The following is a 16988-nucleotide window of genomic DNA, read 5'->3' as shown; positions in this document are numbered from 1 at the left end:
GAACGATAGATAGAAAGTATAGGAAGTCATGGAATTACAATTTTTAGGGACGGGTGCCGGGCAGCCCTCCAAGGCCCGTAACGTGTCGAGTCTGGTTCTAAAGTTACTCGATGAAATCAATGAGGTCTGGATGTTTGACTGTGGAGAAGGTACCCAACGTCAGATTTTAGAAACAACAATCAAACCTCGTAAAGTTAAAAAAATCTTTATCACACATATGCATGGAGACCATATCTTTGGCCTACCTGGTTTCTTGGCTAGCCGTTCTTTCCAATCGAGTGAAGAACAAACAGATTTAGAGGTTTATGGTCCAGTCGGTATTAAACAATATGTTATGACCAGTCTTCGTACCTCTGGGACACGCCTCCCTTACCATGTACATTTTAAGGAAATTGATGAGCATAAGCTTGGCTTGGTTATGGAAAATGACAAGTTCGCTGTTTATGCAGATAAGTTGGATCATACCATTTTTTGTATTGGTTACCGTGTGGTTCAAAAGGATCTTGAAGGAACCTTGGATGCTGAGGCCCTTAAAGCAGCAGGTGTGCCATTTGGTCCGCTTTTTGGTCAAATTAAGAATGGGCAAGATGTGGTTCTTGAAGATGGAACTAAAATCATTGCCAAGGACTTTATTTCCGCACCTAAGAAAGGTAAGGTTATTACTATCTTAGGTGATACTCGTAAGACGAATGCCAGTGTTCGTCTTGGATTGGGGGCAGATGTCTTAGTCCACGAGTCCACATATGGTAAGGGTGACGAAAAAATTGCCAAGAGCCATGGGCATTCAACCAACATGCAAGCAGCTCAAGTTGCTAAGGATGCATCAGCTAAACGCCTTCTTCTAAATCACGTATCAGCTCGTTTCTTGGGGCGTGATATCGGTAAGATGGCAGCAGATGCTAAAACAATTTTCGAAAACACCCACATCGTTCGTGACTTAGAAGAGGTAGAGATTTAATGGCTAAACAACGTATTATCGCTATTACTGGTGCCTCAGGAGGGCTTGCACAAGAAATTGTCAAGCAGCTCTCACCCAGTGATGGCATTATCCTCTTAGGAAGAGACAAGGATAAACTTGAGAAATGTTATCGCCATGTGGAAAATAAAACCTGCCTTGCCATTGACCTTAGAGATGACAATGCCATAAACGAAATGGTCGATTATCTCTATCAACGATTTGGACGTATTGATGTCTTTATCAATAATGCTGGTTTCGGTGAATTCAAGTCTTATGATCATTACACTAGCCAAGAGGTACGTGATATGTTTGATATCAATACCTTTGCAACGATGACCTTTTCACGTCTGATGGCTGAGAAAATGGTCGAGCAAGGCCATGGCCATATCATCAATATCGCCAGTATGGCGGGAAAAATTGCGACAGCCAACTCAAGTATCTATGCAGCGACAAAGTTTGCGGTAATTGGCTTCTCAGATGCCCTTCGTCTAGAGCTTGCTGATAAGGGAGTCTATGTGACAACAGTCAATCCTGGTCCAATTGAGACAAGCTTCTTTGACCAAGCAGATCCCTCTGGAGCTTATCTTGAGAGTGTTAAGAAGTTTGTCCTCAGTCCTAAATACGTGGCTAAAAAGATTGTCCGTATTCTGGGTAAAAACAAACGTGAAGTTAACTTGCCACGACTATTAGCAGTTGCACACAAAGGCTATGCGCTCTTTCCACGCATCTCGGACAAACTAGCTACGAATGTGTTTAACTACAAATAGGAGGATACTAGATGGCCGCAAATATCCAAGCGTATTTAGAGAATCTCAAGCAACCCTGGGGTCAAATCTATTATGATATTCTTTTTGACCAATTACAGGATATCAAGGGTAAGCGAGTTCTTGATTTTGGCAGTGGCTTTGGCCTTGTGGCCAACCACTTGGCTCAAGAAAATCAAGTTCTAGCTGTAGAACCCAATGAAGAAATGGTAGCCTTGCGGACTCAGGATCACCCATATCAGCAACTAGTCGGGAGTCTGGATCAGTTAGAAAGCTTTGAGGATGCTAGCTTTGATGTCATTCTCTGCCACAATGTCTTAGAGTATGTAGAGAATCGCAAGGCTGTTCTCAAGGCATTCATCCGCCTCTTGAAACCAGGAGGCCTGCTCTCTATCGTCAAGCATAATGAAGTCGGCCGAGTCCTACAGACCGTCGTCTTTGAAAATGATACTCAGAAGGCCCTCAATTTACTAGCAGGCCAAGATCTGGAAACCCACTCCATGGGTTTGGCTCAGGCCTATGATCTTGATGCAGTAATAGAAAATCTAGTTCTTGAAATTAAAGACTACCAAGGAATCCGTGTCTTTTATGCCTTGCAGGACAACCGCTTCAAGGGCCAAGAAGGCTGGCGAGAGTCTATGCTCAAGATGGAGCTGGCAGCCTGCCAAGAGTTCCCTTATCGGGATATCGCCTTCTTCCAGCACTATAGGTTAAAAAGGAGTTAAGATGTTAAATTATAAAAAAGAGATTCCAGAGATGACAGACCTACTCGCACTGTACAGTTCAGTCGGCTGGACCAATTATACTAACAATCCAACCATGTTGGAAGAAGCTGTCAAAGCTAGTCTCTGGCAGTTGGCAGTCTATGATGAGGAAGAGTTAGTAGCCTATATTCGCTTAGTAGGAGATGGCCACTCTGTCATTTTTGTACAGGACCTCTTGGTGCGACCAGATCACCAACGCCAAGGGATCGGAAAGAAACTCTTAGAAGAGGCTTTAGCAACTTTCCCCAATGTCTATCAACGGCTCCTTGCAACTGATCGTAGCGAGAAAAATTTAGCCTTTTACCAATCCTTGGGCTTTGTCGAACTCTCAGAGCAAGCTTGTACAGGGATGATTTATAAATATTGATGAAAAGGATTTCCAAATAGGGAATCCTTTTCTTGTTTTTCCTAATATTACTTGAAAATGATAGTAGAATAGACCTAGATAAAAAGAAGAGAAGAATATTTGAGAAAACATGAGTCAAATAAGGAGCAATACCCAGTTTTTTATTTAGTCTAGAAAAGTAGGTATTAATTGGAAATGTACCACGAGTCGAAGCACCTTTCGATGTTTTCCATTCTCTTTTTAGGAAACTTAGGCTTCTATCCACTATGATAAAATTATTCATGTTATAATAGGTAGACTAGATGACAGGGAGAAAATATAAAAACATGATTACATCAACGTATGATTGGAAAATAAACACAAAAGAGCCAGATGCTGGCTTTTTTAAACTTGCCAAAGAACATGGACTGGCAGAAACAGCAGCCAAGATTGCTTATGAACGTGGCGTGACGACAGCAGAAGCCCTTGAAGACTTTCTTAAGGCTGATTTATCACATCTTCATGACCCTTATCTTCTTCATGATATGGACAAGGCAGTGGCTAGAATTCGTCAGGCCATTGAAAATTATGAGCAAATCTTAGTCTATGGAGATTATGATGCGGATGGGATGACGTCAGCATCGATTGTCAAGGAAGCTCTTGAAATGATGGGCGCTGAAGCTCGAGTCTATTTGCCTAACCGTTTTACAGATGGTTATGGGCCAAACGAAAGTGTCTATAAGTATTTCATTGAGCAGGAAGGCATTTCACTTATTGTTACAGTGGATAATGGGGTTGCGGGAAATGAAGCTATTGCTTATGCGCAAGAGCAAGGTGTGGACGTTATCGTTACAGACCACCATAGCATGCCGGCACAGCTTCCAGATGCCTATGCCATTGTACATCCAGAGCATCCGGATGCCGATTATCCTTTTAAGTATTTGGCAGGATGTGGTGTAGCTTTCAAATTGGCAACTGCCCTCCTTGAAACTATTCCTACAGAGATGTTGGATTTGGTAGCCATTGGTACCATTGCTGATATGGTTAGCCTAACGGATGAAAATCGTATTATGGTCAAGGTCGGCCTGGAAATTCTCAAGACTACTGAGCGTATCGGGCTTCAAGAATTGCTCCGCATTTCAGATGTGGACCTAACAACGATTTCCGAAGAAACGGTAGGTTTCAAACTAGCTCCTCAACTCAATGCCTTGGGACGCTTAGATGATCCAAATCCAGCCATTGAACTACTGACCGGATTTGACGATGAGGAAGCTCAGGCCATTGCTTTGGAAATCAATGCTAAAAATGAAGAACGTAAGGAAGTTGTTCAAAAAATCTTTGATGAAGCCATGACCATGGTAGACTTGGACAAACCAGTTCAGGTTTTGGCTAAGGAAGGTTGGCATCCTGGCGTTCTAGGTATTGTGGCTGGGCGCATCATGGAACAAATCAGCCAGACAGTAGTGGTTTTGAATATTGAAGATGGTCTGGCTAAGGGTTCAGCCCGTAGTTTGGAATCAATCAATATCTTCCATGCCCTTGATGATCACCGAGATATCTTTACTGCATTTGGAGGACACGCTGGAGCCGCTGGGATGACCCTTCCGGAGGAAAATCTTGGTCAACTCTCAGATATTTTGTGTCATTATGTCTACGATAATGAGATTGATACAAGTGCCAAAAATACGCTTAATTTAGACGAGGAGCTCCAACTCAGCGAGCTTGGCTTGGATACTATTAAGAGTCTAGAAAAACTAGCACCTTTTGGTATGGATAATAAAAAGCCAGTCTTTTGGCTACATGATATTACCGTTACTCAAGCTAGGACAATGGGACAAAATGGGGCCCATCTTAAGTTTAAGGTTAAGCAAGGCAAGGATAGCTTTGACGTTGTCGCTTTTAATAAAGGTAATCTGCTTCAAGAATTTCAACAAGCTCAAGGTTTGGAATTGGCAGTGACCTTGTCTGTTAATGTTTGGAATGGTCAGACAACGCTACAGCTCATGCTAGAAGATGCGCGTGTGGATGGTGTTCAATTATTTGATTTCCGTTCAAAAAATATGGCACTACCTGAAGGCGTACCAACGGTAGAAGAAGCAGCAGACACAGAACCTGCCGTTGTCCTCAACACCCTACCTGAATCAGCGACAGAATTAAAAGAGTGGTTTGAAGGTAAAGATTTCCAGGCTATCTATTTTAAAAATAATATAAAGGAAGCCTATTATCTGACAGGTTATGGAACAAGAGAGCAATTTGCAAGGCTCTATAAAACCATTTACCAATTCCCAGAATTCGATGTTCGTTATAAACTGGATGAGCTTAGTCATTACCTTAAAATCGACAAGATTCTCCTGATTAAGATGATTCAAATCTTTGATGAATTGGACTTTGTGACTATTGATAATGGTGTTATGACAGTCAATAAAGAAGCTGAAAAACGTGAGATTGAGGACAGTCAGATTTTCCAAGATCTGAAACGACTCGTTAAGTTCCAAGAACTCATGGCTCTGGGAACACCACAGGAAATTTATGATTGGCTTAAAGGAGAAAGGCATGGGTAGTACAAATAATCAAAATGAAAATGATCAAAGAGAAATAAATTTCTATCAATTGTTAGCAAAGATACCGATATTATTGAAAAAATTAATAAAATCTTTTAAGTTCTTTTTTGTAGCTTTATCCTTATTACCTGTTATATATGTAATTCTTGAAAGATTTTTCAATGTCCATTTTGGTTTAAGTATAAATCTAGGATACGATTGGTTGGCTTATTATGGTTCTATTATTGCTAGTCTTATAACTTTACGGGGTATTGAAATCACGCTTAGAGAGCAAAATGAGCAATACAAAAAAGAACAAATAAACTCGGTAAGGCCTATTCTTAATATAACGACTGACTTTGATAGAATGGAATCGTTAGGTGAAGAGACAATTCCAAGTCAAAGAATTTTATATATGACTTCATCTGATGGAAAATTGAAGTATACAAATTTTATTGATTTAAAAGAACAAAATACTTCCCTAATTGTCAAGTCAAGTGCAACAAAGATGTTCCTCTGATTAAGTGAGTATCTTTCAAGCTGTTTGAGTTAGCTCAAACAGCTTTTTTGCGGACTGATAGCCATGAATTCGTCTAGGTCTTTCATTGATAGCCTTTGTATAGTCCTCTAAAAGATTCTGATTTAGTTCTTTTAACGAACACCCCTTCGGAATGAACTCTCTTAGTAGTCCATTGAAATTCTCATTTGTACCTCGTTCATAAGATGAATAGGCATGTGCAAAATAAACATCTAATCCCTCTATCTTACTCAATGATGAAAATTCGTTTCCATTATCTGCAGTTATGGACTTAATGGGATAAAGTTTCATACACTCTAAGACTGCTTGATTGACATACTCTGCTTTCTTTTCCACGAGTTTCTTTGTGACAGCATAGCGTGTTTGTCGTTCTACCAAGGTTAGAATAGAAGGTTCTCCTATTGTCTTTCCACCCAGAACAGAATCGATTTCCCAATCTCCAAAACGGGAACGATTATTGATTTCTTCTGGCCTTTCTTCAATTGACTTTCCTAGATGTTTCTTGGTAGAGGGGCGCTTGGTAAATTTCTTACGGATCCGCACTGCTCTTGGCAAATCAATGACCTTAATCTCTAACAATCCTTGATGGATATAGTTATAGAGCGTCTTGGTTGAAGGAACAACTGCATCTACATGTTGGAGTCTATAGGTATGAACAAAGGTATCCACGCTATGCACCCTTGGTTTCTCTCTCATTGCTTCTGTAAATGCTCTCAGAAAGTCATCCGATACGGAATCCAGTTTCAAATAATAGCTGGCTTCTCTAGCATGACGATAACGGTTATGAGCAGCATCTGCATAATAGTGTTGGTAATAGACCTTTTGCCCATTTACTTTTTTCACTTGTGTTATGGAACCACGATTAATTTCACGAGTAATAGTAGAGCGATTTCTCCCTAGTCTACGAGCAATCTCAGCAGGTTTGAGTCCTACGCTTAAATAAGCTTCAATTTCCCCTCGCTCAGCTTCAGATAAGTGCTTGTATGATTGATTTGTGGTAGAATAATTAGTGGACATGTTCATCTTCCTTTATACTGTTTTTCGCAACTCTAGTATATCAGATGAACATGTCTTTTGTGTTGCACTTCATTTTACAATAGGGCGAACAAAATACTTCTGATAATGATACGAATTCTATCTTGATTAAAATTAATAATATTGGTTTGGGACATGCATTACTTGAAGAAGTCAAATGTACAAATAACAATTGTAATCATAAATTAAAACCAGATGAAAAGTTTATGATTGATAAGGGGACCTCCAATATTTTACTTATTCGTTTTGATGGTGAACTTAAAGGTGAAGAGATTGTTGAGTTCACATTAAGAGATATACTTGATAATAAATATTCGTATAAAATGAAACTGGTACCTACAGTTGAAAAAAATGAGGACCAAGGGAAAAAAGATGATGAGGAGAAACCCACATTTAAGAAAATCGAGGTCCAGAGGAATATAGATGGTGAAGAAGAATTGTTTATATTAGTTAAATTGGATAATGCATACTTTGAAGAATATTTTCCCGAATTATTATAGTCTAAATAGTTTAATATCTCCGAATTCATGCTATAATGGTATGTAAATATTTTTTTGGCGAAAAGCCTATAGGAAGAACAAATGAAATTAGAAGATTATATTGCATCTATTGAAAACTACCCTAAAGAAGGGGTTACTTTCCGTGATATTAGTCCTTTGATGGCTGATGGAAATGCTTATAGCTATGCTATCCGTGAAATCGTTCAGTATGCGACTGATAAGAAGATTGACATGATTGTTGGTCCTGAAGCGCGTGGTTTCATCGTTGGTTGTCCAGTTGCTTTTGAACTTGGTATTGGTTTTGCTCCTGTTCGTAAACCTGGTAAATTGCCACGTGAAGTGATTTCAGCCAATTACGAAAAAGAGTATGGTGTTGATACACTTTGTATGCATGCCGATGCAATCAAGCCAGGCCAACGTGTACTTATCGTTGATGACCTCTTGGCAACTGGTGGTACCGTTAAAGCTACAATTGAAATGATTGAGCGCCTAGGTGGTGTCGTTGCTGGTTGTGCCTTCTTGATTGAGCTTGATGGTCTTAATGGACGTGATGCTATCGAAGGTTACGATACTAAAGTATTGATGAACTTCCCAGGATAAATCTATCTACGAACTAACAAAAGGCCTTAGGGCCTTTTTAACTCTTTTAAAACAAAGGTGGCCTCTAAATATAGTTTAAAGCTATAGCTAACTAGAGAAAATATATATTTGATAACAATACCTCCCCGGTTTATAATATGAAGATAGAATAAATAAGGATGGAGATATTGTTATGCCTATAAAACTTGATAATAAGTTACCAGCTCTTGATGTATTGCGTTCGGAAAATGTCTTCATCATGGATGAGAACAGAGCTAGTAGCCAGGATATTCGACCAATGGAGGTCTTAATCCTTAACCTTATGCCTACTAAAGAAGTTACGGAAACTCAATTACTACGTCTTTTGGCCAATACGCCACTTCAAATTAACGTCGAGTTTCTTTATATGGCTAGTCATAAGTCAAAAAATACCCATGCTGAACATATGGAAACTTTTTATAAGACTTTTGATGAAATTAAGCATAAGTATTATGATGGTCTCATTGTAACAGGAGCTCCTGTTGAGCAAATGCCTTTTGAAGAAGTTGATTATTGGCAAGAATTGACACAGGTTTTTGACTGGTCTAAAAAGCATGTCTATTCAACCCTTCATCTGTGTTGGGGAGCTCAAGCAGGTCTCTATTATAAGCATGGTGTCGACAAGGTCCCATTGTCAGAGAAATTATCTGGTATCTATAAACAAACGGTTGACATGCCTGAAAACTTCCTTATGAATGGCTTTGATGATAGCTTTGTGTCACCACACTCACGCTATACTGAGGTTACGCTCGAGGATATTAAAGACAAGACGGATTTAGATATTGTTGTGTCAGGACCAGAGGTCGGTTTATCCATCTTAGCAAGTAAGAACCTTCGTGAAGTATATAGTTTCGGTCATTTTGAATACGACCGTGATACTCTGGCCAGAGAATACCGAAGAGATTTGGATGCAGGGATTAATCCAGACGTACCGGCAAACTATTTCCCAGAGGATGATCCAAGTCAGGAGCCTAAACTTCGTTGGAATCTTGCGGCATCTGCCTTCTTTAGCAATTGGATTAACTATGCGGTATATCAAGAAACACCTTATCGTTTAGAAGAGTTGGAAGACGATTTTTCATTCTACGGTTATTTGTAGTAGACAATCTCAAAAGACTTATGTGAGCGCATAAAGACTTTTTGGGGTGTCTAGCTATTCTGAAAGGTAAATATGAGTTTTTTTGAACAGTATCGATCAGGCAATCTGGTCCTTCCTAATGCTTTATTTTTCCACTTTAAGGATATTTTTCCATCTGCGGATGACTTTCTAGTTTGGCAGTTTCTCTATCTACAAACGACAACTCAGATTGGAGAAGTGGCTTCAAGCCAGATAGCGCAAGCAACTGGAAAGACACCAACTGAGGTTAATAAAAGTATTACAACATTGACTGAGGCTGGGCTCCTTGATTTCACGACTATTAAGGTTAATAATGAAATTGAGATGGTTGTAGATGCTTCACCTGCCTTGGCAGTTTTGGACAAGTTAGTGAGCAATGAAAAGACAACGACCGGGCCTGTAGTTGGTCAGCCAACAAATACACAGCTCATCAAGCAATTAACAGATGAGTTAGAACAAGCTTTGGGAATCTTGAATCCTATGGTTATTGAAGATTTAAACAAGGAAATCCAAGAAGAACATACTGATCCCGAACTTATCCGTGAGGCTTTGAAAGAAGCAGTATTTAACCGCAAGACAAATTGGAATTACATCAAAGGGGTTCTGCGTAACTGGAAATTGAGTGGTATTACGACGAAAATTCAAGTTGAAGAGCGTCGTTTGGAGCATCAAGGTAAGAAGCAACATCACCAAGTTTCGGATGACTTCAAAACAGGAATGGATGCAGCCCGTCAATTATGGGGTGGCCAATAATGTTAGGAAGAAAACGTGTTAATGAGGCTCTAGCTCTCATGGGAGAGATGTTTCCAAACGCTCATGGGGAGTTGGAGTGGGAAACTCCTTTCCAACTATTAGTTGCTGTTATTTTATCAGCCCAGACAACTGATAAGGCTGTTAACAAGATCACACCAGGCTTGTGGGCGCGTTATCCAGGAATTGAGGATTTGGCTTCTGCTAATCTCGATGACGTTGAGATGTGTTTGAGAACGATTGGTCTTTACAAAAATAAAGCAAAGAACATCATCAAGACTGCTAGAGCTGTTTTAATGAATTTTGATGGACAGGTTCCGAAAACGCATAAGGAATTGGAAAGTCTACCTGGTGTGGGACGAAAAACAGCTAACGTAGTATTGGCTGAAGTCTATGGCATCCCTTCTATTGCTGTAGATACCCATGTCTCACGTGTTTCTAAAAGGCTAAATATCGTGCCAGAGGATGCTAGTGTAGAGGAAATCGAAGCGGAACTGATGAAGAAAATCCCAAAGAGGGATTGGATTATCAGCCATCACCGTATGATTTTCTTTGGACGCTATCATTGCTTAGCTAAGAATCCTAAGTGCCAGACATGTCCTCTTCAAAGTTATTGTAAGTATTATAAAGAAACAACCAAGAAATAAGCTGGAGAATGTGACTTTCTTCGGCTTTTTACAGCTGTAAGAATTTGTTACAAACTAGTAACTTGACAAAAGTCTCAGGCTTTAAGAAAATAGAAGAAACGATTTAGAAGCAGGAGCGATATAGTGAATGGCTGAATTCAGTAATGAAGAGTATCTGAGAGCCTTAGCTGATAATGGTGATAGAGAAGCAGCCAAAGAATATGAGCAAGCTTTGGATAATCGTATTTTTCAGTTGCAGATTTCATTGGCTCAAACGAGTGATCCGCAGGGTCGTAGGGAAGTGCAAAAACTCTTGGAACAAGAGGAAAAGAAAAAAAGGGACTACTTTCAAGAAAAAGAGGAAAAAGCTGTGAGCGAATTTAGACGTCGTAAAAATGAAACTACAAAGGGAAGAAAAGTTTCGAGTTTTGATAAACTCAAAGATCCTAATATTATTAGATGGGTAATTGGAGTTGTTGCAGTACTTGCAGTGGTTATTCCTGTGGTTACCTTGATGTGGTATAGTAATAACCAAAAAGAGAGTGTAACAAATCCATGGAAAAATGGTCAGTTAGCTAAAAGTAAGGAACAAGCAGCATCATCTGATAATCAATCCTCTCAAGTTGATACCTCATCCTTGTCTGACCAACAGTTAGAAGACTGGGTAGTTTCTACTTATGCTAAAGAACAAGGGTCAACAGGAGAAAATTATAAGAATCTAGGTTGGAAAGTCTATTCTTGGACCGATGATGATGATAACCTAGTTTATGCTCAACTTTATGATGCCTATGGTAATGATGTTCTTCTTTTCCGTGTAGATAAGAAGGGGCAACTCGAAGCCTATGGTGGTATTGACGGTTCAAGCGATTCTTGGGACGTCGTTTCAAAAACATATACAACCGATTAATGAAACTATATAAAACACCTGACAATGGTGGTTGAGACTGTCTTTTGACAGTCTTTTTTGGTATAATTTTAAGTAATCGTGTATACAATTAAAAAGCTGATTGAGAGGATTTGGGGATGATAGTTCTACAGAACTTTTTTAATGTCTTCAGGTTTTCAAGGATTGCTTAAATAAAGGAGAGTTGTCGTGTCAGACTATTTATCGGTCACATCCTTAACCAAATATTTGAAAATGAAATTTGACCGTGATCCTTATCTAGAGAGGGTATATTTGACGGGGCAGGTTTCCAATTTTCGTCGACGTCCGAGTCACCAATATTTTTCGATAAAGGATGAAGGGGCTGTTATTCAGGCGACGATTTGGGCTGGAGTTTTCAAAAAACTTGGTTTTGAACTCGAAGAAGGGATGAAGATCAATGTCGTTGGTCGGGTCCAGATTTATGAACCTAGTGGTTCTTATTCCATTATTATCGAGAAGGCTGAGCCGGATGGTATTGGGGCTTTGGCCATCCAGTTTGAACAGCTTCGTAAAAAATTGACTGCAGAAGGCTACTTTGATGATCGTCATAAGCAAGCTCTGCCTAATTTTGTCAAAAAAATTGGGGTTGTCACTAGTCCTAGTGGTGCGGTTATTCGAGATATTATTACGACCGTTAGTCGTCGTTTTCCTGGGGTAGAAATCTTACTTTTCCCAACCAAGGTTCAAGGTGAAGGAGCTGCACAGGAAATTGCTGAAAATATCCAAAAAGCCAATCAAAGGGATGACCTAGATTTACTTATCGTTGGCCGTGGTGGAGGTTCTATTGAAGATCTCTGGGCTTTTAACGAGGAAATTGTCGTCCAGTCCATTTTTGAGAGTCGTCTACCTGTGATTTCAAGTGTTGGTCACGAAACAGATACAACTTTGGCTGACTTTGTTGCAGACCGTAGGGCTGCTACGCCTACAGCAGCAGCAGAACTTGCGACTCCGGTATCAAAGGCTGATACCTTGGTTTGGATTCGTGAAAGACAAAATAGAGCCTATCAAGCCTGTTTGAGACGTATACAGTATAACCAGGAACGCTTGGCCAAATTGTCACAATCTGTTGTCTTTAGGCAACCTGAGCGCCTTTACGATGGTTATCTACAAAAGTTGGATCGACTAACAACAAGGCTTGAAACCTTCATGAGTCAAGATTTCGCACGCAAACAAAAAGAAGCAGAGCTTTTGAGACAACGATTACAAGGCTTAAATCTTCTGACTAGTGTTCAGAACTACCAAGACCGTCGAGAGTCTTTGCAACGTTTATTGGTGACTACAACCAAGAATACTATTAATGGTAAGCGTGTGAGATTAGAAAAGGCACAGGATGCCTTATTGTCTCTAGATACTAGTCGTATTGTTGCAAGGGGCTATGCCATTGTCAAGAAAGATGATAAACCTTTAACAAGTACCAAGAATATTACCGAAGGTGATCAATTAACCGTCCAAATGAAAGATGGAGAACTAGAAGTAGAGGTGAAAAATGTCAACTAAAAAAACATTTGAGGAAAATTTACAGGACTTAGAAGCCATCGTCACTAAGCTCGAAACAGGTGATGTTGCTCTTGAGGATGCTATTGCTGAGTTCCAAAAAGGTATGGCCTTGTCTAAAAATTTGCAGAAGACCTTGGAAGATGCTGAAAAAACACTAGTTAAGGTCATGCAAGCAGATGGTACAGAAACGGAAATGGATGCCTAATGAGCAAGCTAAATAAAATTGATGCGGCTATCCGTGATTACTACCAAAAAAAGAATCTTCCTGTATCAAGTGATTTAATCACTGCCATCCTTTATTCAGTTGATAGTGGAGGCAAGCGTATTCGTCCACTGATTTTCTTAGATTTACTTGAAGGATTTGGTTTAGAGCTTACTCCTAGTCATTTCGATGTCGCAGCAAGTCTTGAAATGATTCATACTGGAAGTCTGATTCACGACGATCTGCCGGCCATGGATGATGATGATTACCGTCGAGGACGTTTAACCAACCATAAGAAATTCGATGAAGCAACGGCAATCTTGGCTGGAGATTCTCTCTTTTTGGATCCATTTGACCTCCTAGCACAAACAGAGTTATCCGCAGAAATTCGAGTTCAATTGATTCAAGCATTGTCTCATTCTTCAGGAACCTTCGGTATGGTAGGTGGACAAATGTTGGATATGAAGGGTGAAGGTCAGGAACTTGATTTATCGCAACTGGCTAAGATTCATGAGCATAAGACAGGTAAGCTTTTAACCTTTCCTTTTGTAGCGGCTGGTATTGTTGCTCAAAAAGATCAACAGGTCTTGGAAAATCTTCAAGAAGCTGGTCGCTTGATTGGTCTTGCCTTTCAAGTACGTGATGATATTTTGGATGTGACTGCTGATTTCGAAGAGCTTGGGAAGACGCCTGGGAAAGATGTAGTAGCTGGAAAATCAACATATCCGGCTCTGCTTGGTCTTGAAAAATCACATGCTATCCTAGAGGAATCACTTGATAAAGCTGAGGCTATTTTCCGAAATCTATCTGAGACTCAAGGTTTCAAGAAAGACAGTATTATAGAAATCATAGAAAGGTTACGACTCCATGCCTAAGGAAAGAGTAGACGTCTTGGCTTATAAACAAGGCCTTTTTGAAACACGAGAACAAGCTAAACGTGGCGTTATGGCTGGTTTAGTTGTTAATGTTATCAATGGTGAACGTTACGATAAACCCGGTGAAAAAATCGACGACGGTACAGAGTTGAAGCTTAAAGGAGAAAAACTCAAGTATGTGAGCCGTGGAGGACTCAAACTTGAAAAAGCTTTGGAAGTATTCAATCTGTCGGTTGAAGGCATGACGACCATCGATATTGGAGCTTCAACAGGTGGATTTACCGATGTTATGCTTCAAAATGGGGCCAAACTGGTTTATGCTGTGGATGTCGGTACCAATCAGTTGGTTTGGAAATTGCGTCAAGATGAGCGTGTTCGTTCCATGGAGCAATATAATTTCCGTTATGCTGAACCTATTGATTTTACAGAAGGACTACCGTCTTTTGCATCAATCGATGTCAGTTTCATCTCGCTAAATTTGATTCTGCCGGCCTTGGCTAAGATATTGGTTGATGGAGGGCAAGTTGTTGCTCTTGTGAAACCGCAATTTGAGGCGGGCCGTGAACAAATTGGGAAAAACGGGATTGTTCGTGAGAGCAGTGTCCATGAAAAAGTGTTAGAAACAGTGACAGCCTTTGCGCTTGACTATGGCTTTTCAGTTAAGAGACTGGACTTTTCACCTATCCAAGGTGGTCATGGTAACATTGAGTTTCTCGCACATTTGGAGAAGACAAATTCTCCTCAAAATGATGCTCAAACCTCTATTAAGGAAGTTGTAGCACAAGCACATAAGGAGTTTAAAAAGAATGAAGAAGAATGATCGTTTGGAGTTAATCCGAAAGATTGTCCAAGAAAATAAAATTACGACTCAGGGAGAATTGGTAAAATTACTCCAAAATGAGGGATTGAAGGCTACTCAGGCGACAGTATCGCGTGATATCAATGAAATTGGTATTACCAAGGTACCAACGGAAGACGGTTCATACATCTATGGACTCTCAACTGCTCCTAGACGAGTAGGTGGAACTTCTGTTGTGACTCGTCGCTTGTTGCGTGTTGATCGTCAACATGCCTTTATGAATATCGTTGTTCAACCTGGGACAAGCCGTCTCATCAAGAAGATTCTTTTGGATGAGTACAAGCATTTGATTTTTAGTGTCATTGCTGACGATGATACCCTCTTTTTAGTGGCTCAGTCAGAGTTAGCAGCCATCGAACTACAGGGGCAAATCATTAAGTGGGTTGAAGAATAGGAGGGCCTATGCTTCTCGAAATTACGATAAAGAATTTCGCAATTATTGAAGAGATTTCTCTAAACTTTGAGAATGGTATGACCGTCCTTACTGGTGAAACAGGTGCTGGTAAGTCCATTATTATAGATGCCATGAATCTTATGTTGGGCGCACGTGCTTCTAGCGAAGTCGTCCGTCATTCAGCATCTAAGGCTGAGATTCAGGGCTTCTTTTCAATCGAACAAAATCCTGCCTTGGTTAGTATCTTGGAAGATAATGGGATTCCTGTCGAGGATGAATTGATTATCCGTCGTGAAATCTTCCAAAATGGTAGAAGTGTTAGTCGCATCAATGGACAGATGGTCAATTTAACGACACTTAAAGCCGTTGGGCACTTCTTGGTAGATATCCATGGACAACATGACCAGGAAGAGCTTATGAAACCTGCTCTGCATATTACCATGCTTGATGCCTTTGGTGACAAGGAATTTTTCCAAACTAAGAAAGAATACCAAGAGTATTTTGACCGCTATCGTGAGTTAAGAAAAGCCGTTCTTGAAAAGCAGAAAAATGAGCAGGAGCATAAGGCTCGAATTGAAATGCTAGCTTTTCAGATTGCAGAAATTGAAGCAGTCTCTCTAAAATCAGGAGAAGATTTGGCATTGATGAAGGAGCGAGACAAGCTTCTTAACCATAAGCAGATTGCTGATACCTTAACAAATGCCTATGTCATGCTGGATAATGAAGATTTTTCAAGTCTTTCAAATGTTCGTTCTGCCATGAATGACCTCCAGTCTCTTGAAGAGTATGACTCAGATTACAAAGAACTCTCTGGAAATCTATCAGAAGCCTATTATGTTTTGGAAGATGTCACTAAGCAACTCGGTGACCTTTTGGATAATTTGGACTTTGATGCTGGGCGTTTGCAAGAGATTGAACACCGCTTAGATACGATTAATGCAATTACTCGTAAATATGGTGGGACTGTCGATGACGTCTTAGATTATCTGGAAAATTCAAGTAAAGAATATAATCTTTTAACTGGCAATTCCAGTTCGTCAGATGCGATGGAACAAGAGCTTAAGCAACTTGAAAAAGATCTGCTTGCGTCTGCAGAGACCTTACAAACGGCACGCCATCAAATTGCTACAGCCCTTGAAGCTGAGATTAAGAACGAGTTATGCGACCTTTACATGGATAAGGCTGATTTTAAAGTTACCTTTACTAAAGGGAAATTTAACCGTGATGGTAATGAGCAGGTTGAGTTTTACATCTCAACCAATCCAGGTGAAGGCTTTAAACCGCTTGTTAAGGTTGCTTCAGGAGGAGAATTATCTCGACTCATGTTAGCGATTAAGTCAGCCTTTGCCCGCAAAGAAGACAAAACAAGTATCGTCTTCGATGAGGTTGATACTGGCGTTTCAGGTCGTGTTGCCCAAGCCATCGCTCAGAAAATTCATAAGATTGGGAGTCATGGTCAGGTTTTGGCCATCAGTCACCTTCCACAAGTTATTGCCATTGCTGATTATCAGTTCTTTATTTCTAAGGAAAGCGATAATGAGACGACTGTCTCTCGTGTTCGTCTCTTGACACCTGAGGAAAGGGTGCAAGAAATCGCTAAGATGTTAGCAGGTGATAATGTGACGGAGGCTGCCTTGAGCCAAGCAAGAGCCTTGTTAAAGGTAGATGACTCTCTTTAGAAAAAGACTTGGGAAAAGTTTT

At 40.1% G+C, this 16988-nt stretch carries 19 protein-coding genes; 18 read left to right on the top strand and 1 reads right to left on the bottom strand.

Annotated features, from left to right (window positions below; all coding sequences use genetic code 11):
* The first annotated feature begins 28 nt into the window (after positions 1–28).
* The 6 genes from rnz (at position 29) to NSQ79_RS05935 (ending at position 5871) form a co-directional block, all read left to right on the top strand.
* Positions 29–958: a ribonuclease Z gene (gene rnz, locus NSQ79_RS05960; RefSeq protein ID WP_002884122.1), complete on the top strand. Its 930-nt coding sequence runs from the start codon at positions 29–31 to the stop codon at positions 956–958.
* Entirely contained in the window at positions 958–1725 is a 768-nt protein-coding gene (locus tag NSQ79_RS05955; RefSeq protein ID WP_164332251.1) for an SDR family oxidoreductase, read from the top strand. Before rnz ends, NSQ79_RS05955 begins: the two co-directional genes overlap by 1 nt.
* 11 nt (positions 1726–1736) lie before the next feature.
* Positions 1737–2447 carry a class I SAM-dependent methyltransferase gene (locus NSQ79_RS05950; RefSeq protein WP_014633247.1) on the top strand — a complete coding sequence of 237 codons (711 nt, stop codon included), beginning with the start codon at positions 1737–1739 and terminating at the stop codon, positions 2445–2447.
* 1 nt (position 2448) lies between these two features.
* Entirely contained in the window at positions 2449–2853 is a 405-nt protein-coding gene (locus NSQ79_RS05945; RefSeq protein WP_045001800.1) for a GNAT family N-acetyltransferase, read from the top strand.
* A 305-nt stretch (positions 2854–3158) separates the two neighbouring features.
* Positions 3159–5372: a single-stranded-DNA-specific exonuclease RecJ gene (recJ, locus tag NSQ79_RS05940; protein ID WP_164332252.1), complete on the top strand. Its 2214-nt coding sequence runs from the start codon at positions 3159–3161 to the stop codon at positions 5370–5372.
* Positions 5365–5871: a hypothetical protein gene (locus tag NSQ79_RS05935; protein ID WP_339313352.1), complete on the top strand. Its 507-nt coding sequence runs from the start codon at positions 5365–5367 to the stop codon at positions 5869–5871. Before recJ ends, NSQ79_RS05935 begins: the two co-directional genes overlap by 8 nt.
* Before the next feature lie 15 nt (positions 5872–5886).
* On the opposite strand, the gene NSQ79_RS05930 is transcribed toward NSQ79_RS05935, so the two are convergent.
* Positions 5887–6906: an IS30-like element IS1139 family transposase gene (locus tag NSQ79_RS05930; protein ID WP_171021848.1), complete on the bottom strand. Its 1020-nt coding sequence runs from the start codon at positions 6904–6906 to the stop codon at positions 5887–5889.
* Between the two features lie 146 nt (positions 6907–7052).
* On the opposite strand from NSQ79_RS05930, the gene NSQ79_RS05925 reads away from it, so the two are divergent.
* From NSQ79_RS05925 to recN, 12 genes are all read left to right on the top strand, one after another.
* On the top strand, positions 7053–7424 hold the full coding sequence (locus NSQ79_RS05925; RefSeq protein WP_339313350.1) for a hypothetical protein: 372 nt from the start codon (positions 7053–7055) through the stop codon (positions 7422–7424).
* A gap of 81 nt (positions 7425–7505) precedes the next feature.
* Positions 7506–8024, top strand: coding sequence for an adenine phosphoribosyltransferase (locus NSQ79_RS05920; protein ID WP_002884049.1), 519 nt, complete (start codon positions 7506–7508; stop codon positions 8022–8024).
* A gap of 172 nt (positions 8025–8196) precedes the next feature.
* On the top strand, positions 8197–9141 hold the full coding sequence (metA, locus tag NSQ79_RS05915; protein WP_013990730.1) for a homoserine O-succinyltransferase: 945 nt from the start codon (positions 8197–8199) through the stop codon (positions 9139–9141).
* Positions 9142–9213: 72 nt separating this feature from the next.
* Positions 9214–9912 (top strand): DnaD domain-containing protein, encoded by a 699-nt coding sequence (locus tag NSQ79_RS05910; RefSeq protein WP_014634316.1) that lies wholly within the window; start codon positions 9214–9216, stop codon positions 9910–9912.
* Complete coding sequence (nth, locus tag NSQ79_RS05905) at positions 9912–10556, top strand: endonuclease III (protein ID WP_070578600.1); 645 nt, start codon at positions 9912–9914, stop codon at positions 10554–10556. The genes NSQ79_RS05910 and nth overlap by 1 nt, the downstream gene beginning before the upstream one ends.
* A 127-nt stretch (positions 10557–10683) precedes the next feature.
* The gene (locus NSQ79_RS05900) at positions 10684–11442 is read left to right on the top strand and encodes a hypothetical protein (RefSeq protein WP_096832717.1); all 759 of its coding nucleotides are present in this window, start codon (positions 10684–10686) and stop codon (positions 11440–11442) included.
* Between the two features lie 186 nt (positions 11443–11628).
* Positions 11629–12957, top strand: coding sequence for an exodeoxyribonuclease VII large subunit (gene xseA, locus NSQ79_RS05895; protein ID WP_164332254.1), 1329 nt, complete (start codon positions 11629–11631; stop codon positions 12955–12957).
* A complete protein-coding gene (locus NSQ79_RS05890) occupies positions 12947–13162 on the top strand; it encodes an exodeoxyribonuclease VII small subunit (RefSeq protein ID WP_002888853.1) in 216 nt (71 codons plus the stop codon). The genes xseA and NSQ79_RS05890 overlap by 11 nt, the downstream gene beginning before the upstream one ends.
* Complete coding sequence (locus tag NSQ79_RS05885) at positions 13162–14034, top strand: polyprenyl synthetase family protein (protein ID WP_045768845.1); 873 nt, start codon at positions 13162–13164, stop codon at positions 14032–14034. Before NSQ79_RS05890 ends, NSQ79_RS05885 begins: the two co-directional genes overlap by 1 nt.
* On the top strand, positions 14027–14854 hold the full coding sequence (locus NSQ79_RS05880; protein WP_004182653.1) for a TlyA family RNA methyltransferase: 828 nt from the start codon (positions 14027–14029) through the stop codon (positions 14852–14854). The genes NSQ79_RS05885 and NSQ79_RS05880 overlap by 8 nt, the downstream gene beginning before the upstream one ends.
* Positions 14841–15287, top strand: a complete 447-nt coding sequence (locus NSQ79_RS05875) for an ArgR family transcriptional regulator (RefSeq protein WP_004182652.1) — start codon at positions 14841–14843, stop codon at positions 15285–15287. Before NSQ79_RS05880 ends, NSQ79_RS05875 begins: the two co-directional genes overlap by 14 nt.
* Positions 15288–15295: 8 nt before the next feature.
* On the top strand, positions 15296–16966 hold the full coding sequence (gene recN, locus NSQ79_RS05870; RefSeq protein ID WP_004182651.1) for a DNA repair protein RecN: 1671 nt from the start codon (positions 15296–15298) through the stop codon (positions 16964–16966).
* The last annotated feature ends 22 nt before the right edge of the window (positions 16967–16988 follow it).

The sequence above is a fragment of the Streptococcus sp. FSL W7-1342 genome, from assembly GCF_037966635.1.
Classification (GTDB): Bacteria; Bacillota; Bacilli; order Lactobacillales; family Streptococcaceae; genus Streptococcus; species Streptococcus salivarius_D.
Note: the sequence above shows the minus strand (reverse complement) of the source record. Positions and strands in the feature narration are given on the sequence as shown.

Bases quoted from the DNA above. Each gene is read 5' to 3' on its own strand.
- rnz (WP_002884122.1), top strand. From the start codon at position 29: ATGGAATTACAATTTTTAGGGACGGGTGCCGGGCAGCCCTCCAAGGCC.
- NSQ79_RS05955 (WP_164332251.1), top strand. From the start codon at position 958: ATGGCTAAACAACGTATTATCGCTATTACTGGTGCCTCAGGAGGGCTT.
- NSQ79_RS05950 (WP_014633247.1), top strand. From the start codon at position 1,737: ATGGCCGCAAATATCCAAGCGTATTTAGAGAATCTCAAGCAACCCTGG.
- NSQ79_RS05945 (WP_045001800.1), top strand. From the start codon at position 2,449: ATGTTAAATTATAAAAAAGAGATTCCAGAGATGACAGACCTACTCGCA.
- recJ (WP_164332252.1), top strand. From the start codon at position 3,159: ATGATTACATCAACGTATGATTGGAAAATAAACACAAAAGAGCCAGAT.
- NSQ79_RS05935 (WP_339313352.1), top strand. From the start codon at position 5,365: ATGGGTAGTACAAATAATCAAAATGAAAATGATCAAAGAGAAATAAAT.
- NSQ79_RS05930 (WP_171021848.1), bottom strand. From the start codon at position 6,906: ATGTCCACTAATTATTCTACCACAAATCAATCATACAAGCACTTATCT.
- NSQ79_RS05920 (WP_002884049.1), top strand. From the start codon at position 7,506: ATGAAATTAGAAGATTATATTGCATCTATTGAAAACTACCCTAAAGAA.
- metA (WP_013990730.1), top strand. From the start codon at position 8,197: ATGCCTATAAAACTTGATAATAAGTTACCAGCTCTTGATGTATTGCGT.
- NSQ79_RS05910 (WP_014634316.1), top strand. From the start codon at position 9,214: ATGAGTTTTTTTGAACAGTATCGATCAGGCAATCTGGTCCTTCCTAAT.
- nth (WP_070578600.1), top strand. From the start codon at position 9,912: ATGTTAGGAAGAAAACGTGTTAATGAGGCTCTAGCTCTCATGGGAGAG.
- NSQ79_RS05900 (WP_096832717.1), top strand. From the start codon at position 10,684: ATGGCTGAATTCAGTAATGAAGAGTATCTGAGAGCCTTAGCTGATAAT.
- NSQ79_RS05890 (WP_002888853.1), top strand. From the start codon at position 12,947: ATGTCAACTAAAAAAACATTTGAGGAAAATTTACAGGACTTAGAAGCC.
- NSQ79_RS05885 (WP_045768845.1), top strand. From the start codon at position 13,162: ATGAGCAAGCTAAATAAAATTGATGCGGCTATCCGTGATTACTACCAA.
- NSQ79_RS05880 (WP_004182653.1), top strand. From the start codon at position 14,027: ATGCCTAAGGAAAGAGTAGACGTCTTGGCTTATAAACAAGGCCTTTTT.
- NSQ79_RS05875 (WP_004182652.1), top strand. From the start codon at position 14,841: ATGAAGAAGAATGATCGTTTGGAGTTAATCCGAAAGATTGTCCAAGAA.
- recN (WP_004182651.1), top strand. From the start codon at position 15,296: ATGCTTCTCGAAATTACGATAAAGAATTTCGCAATTATTGAAGAGATT.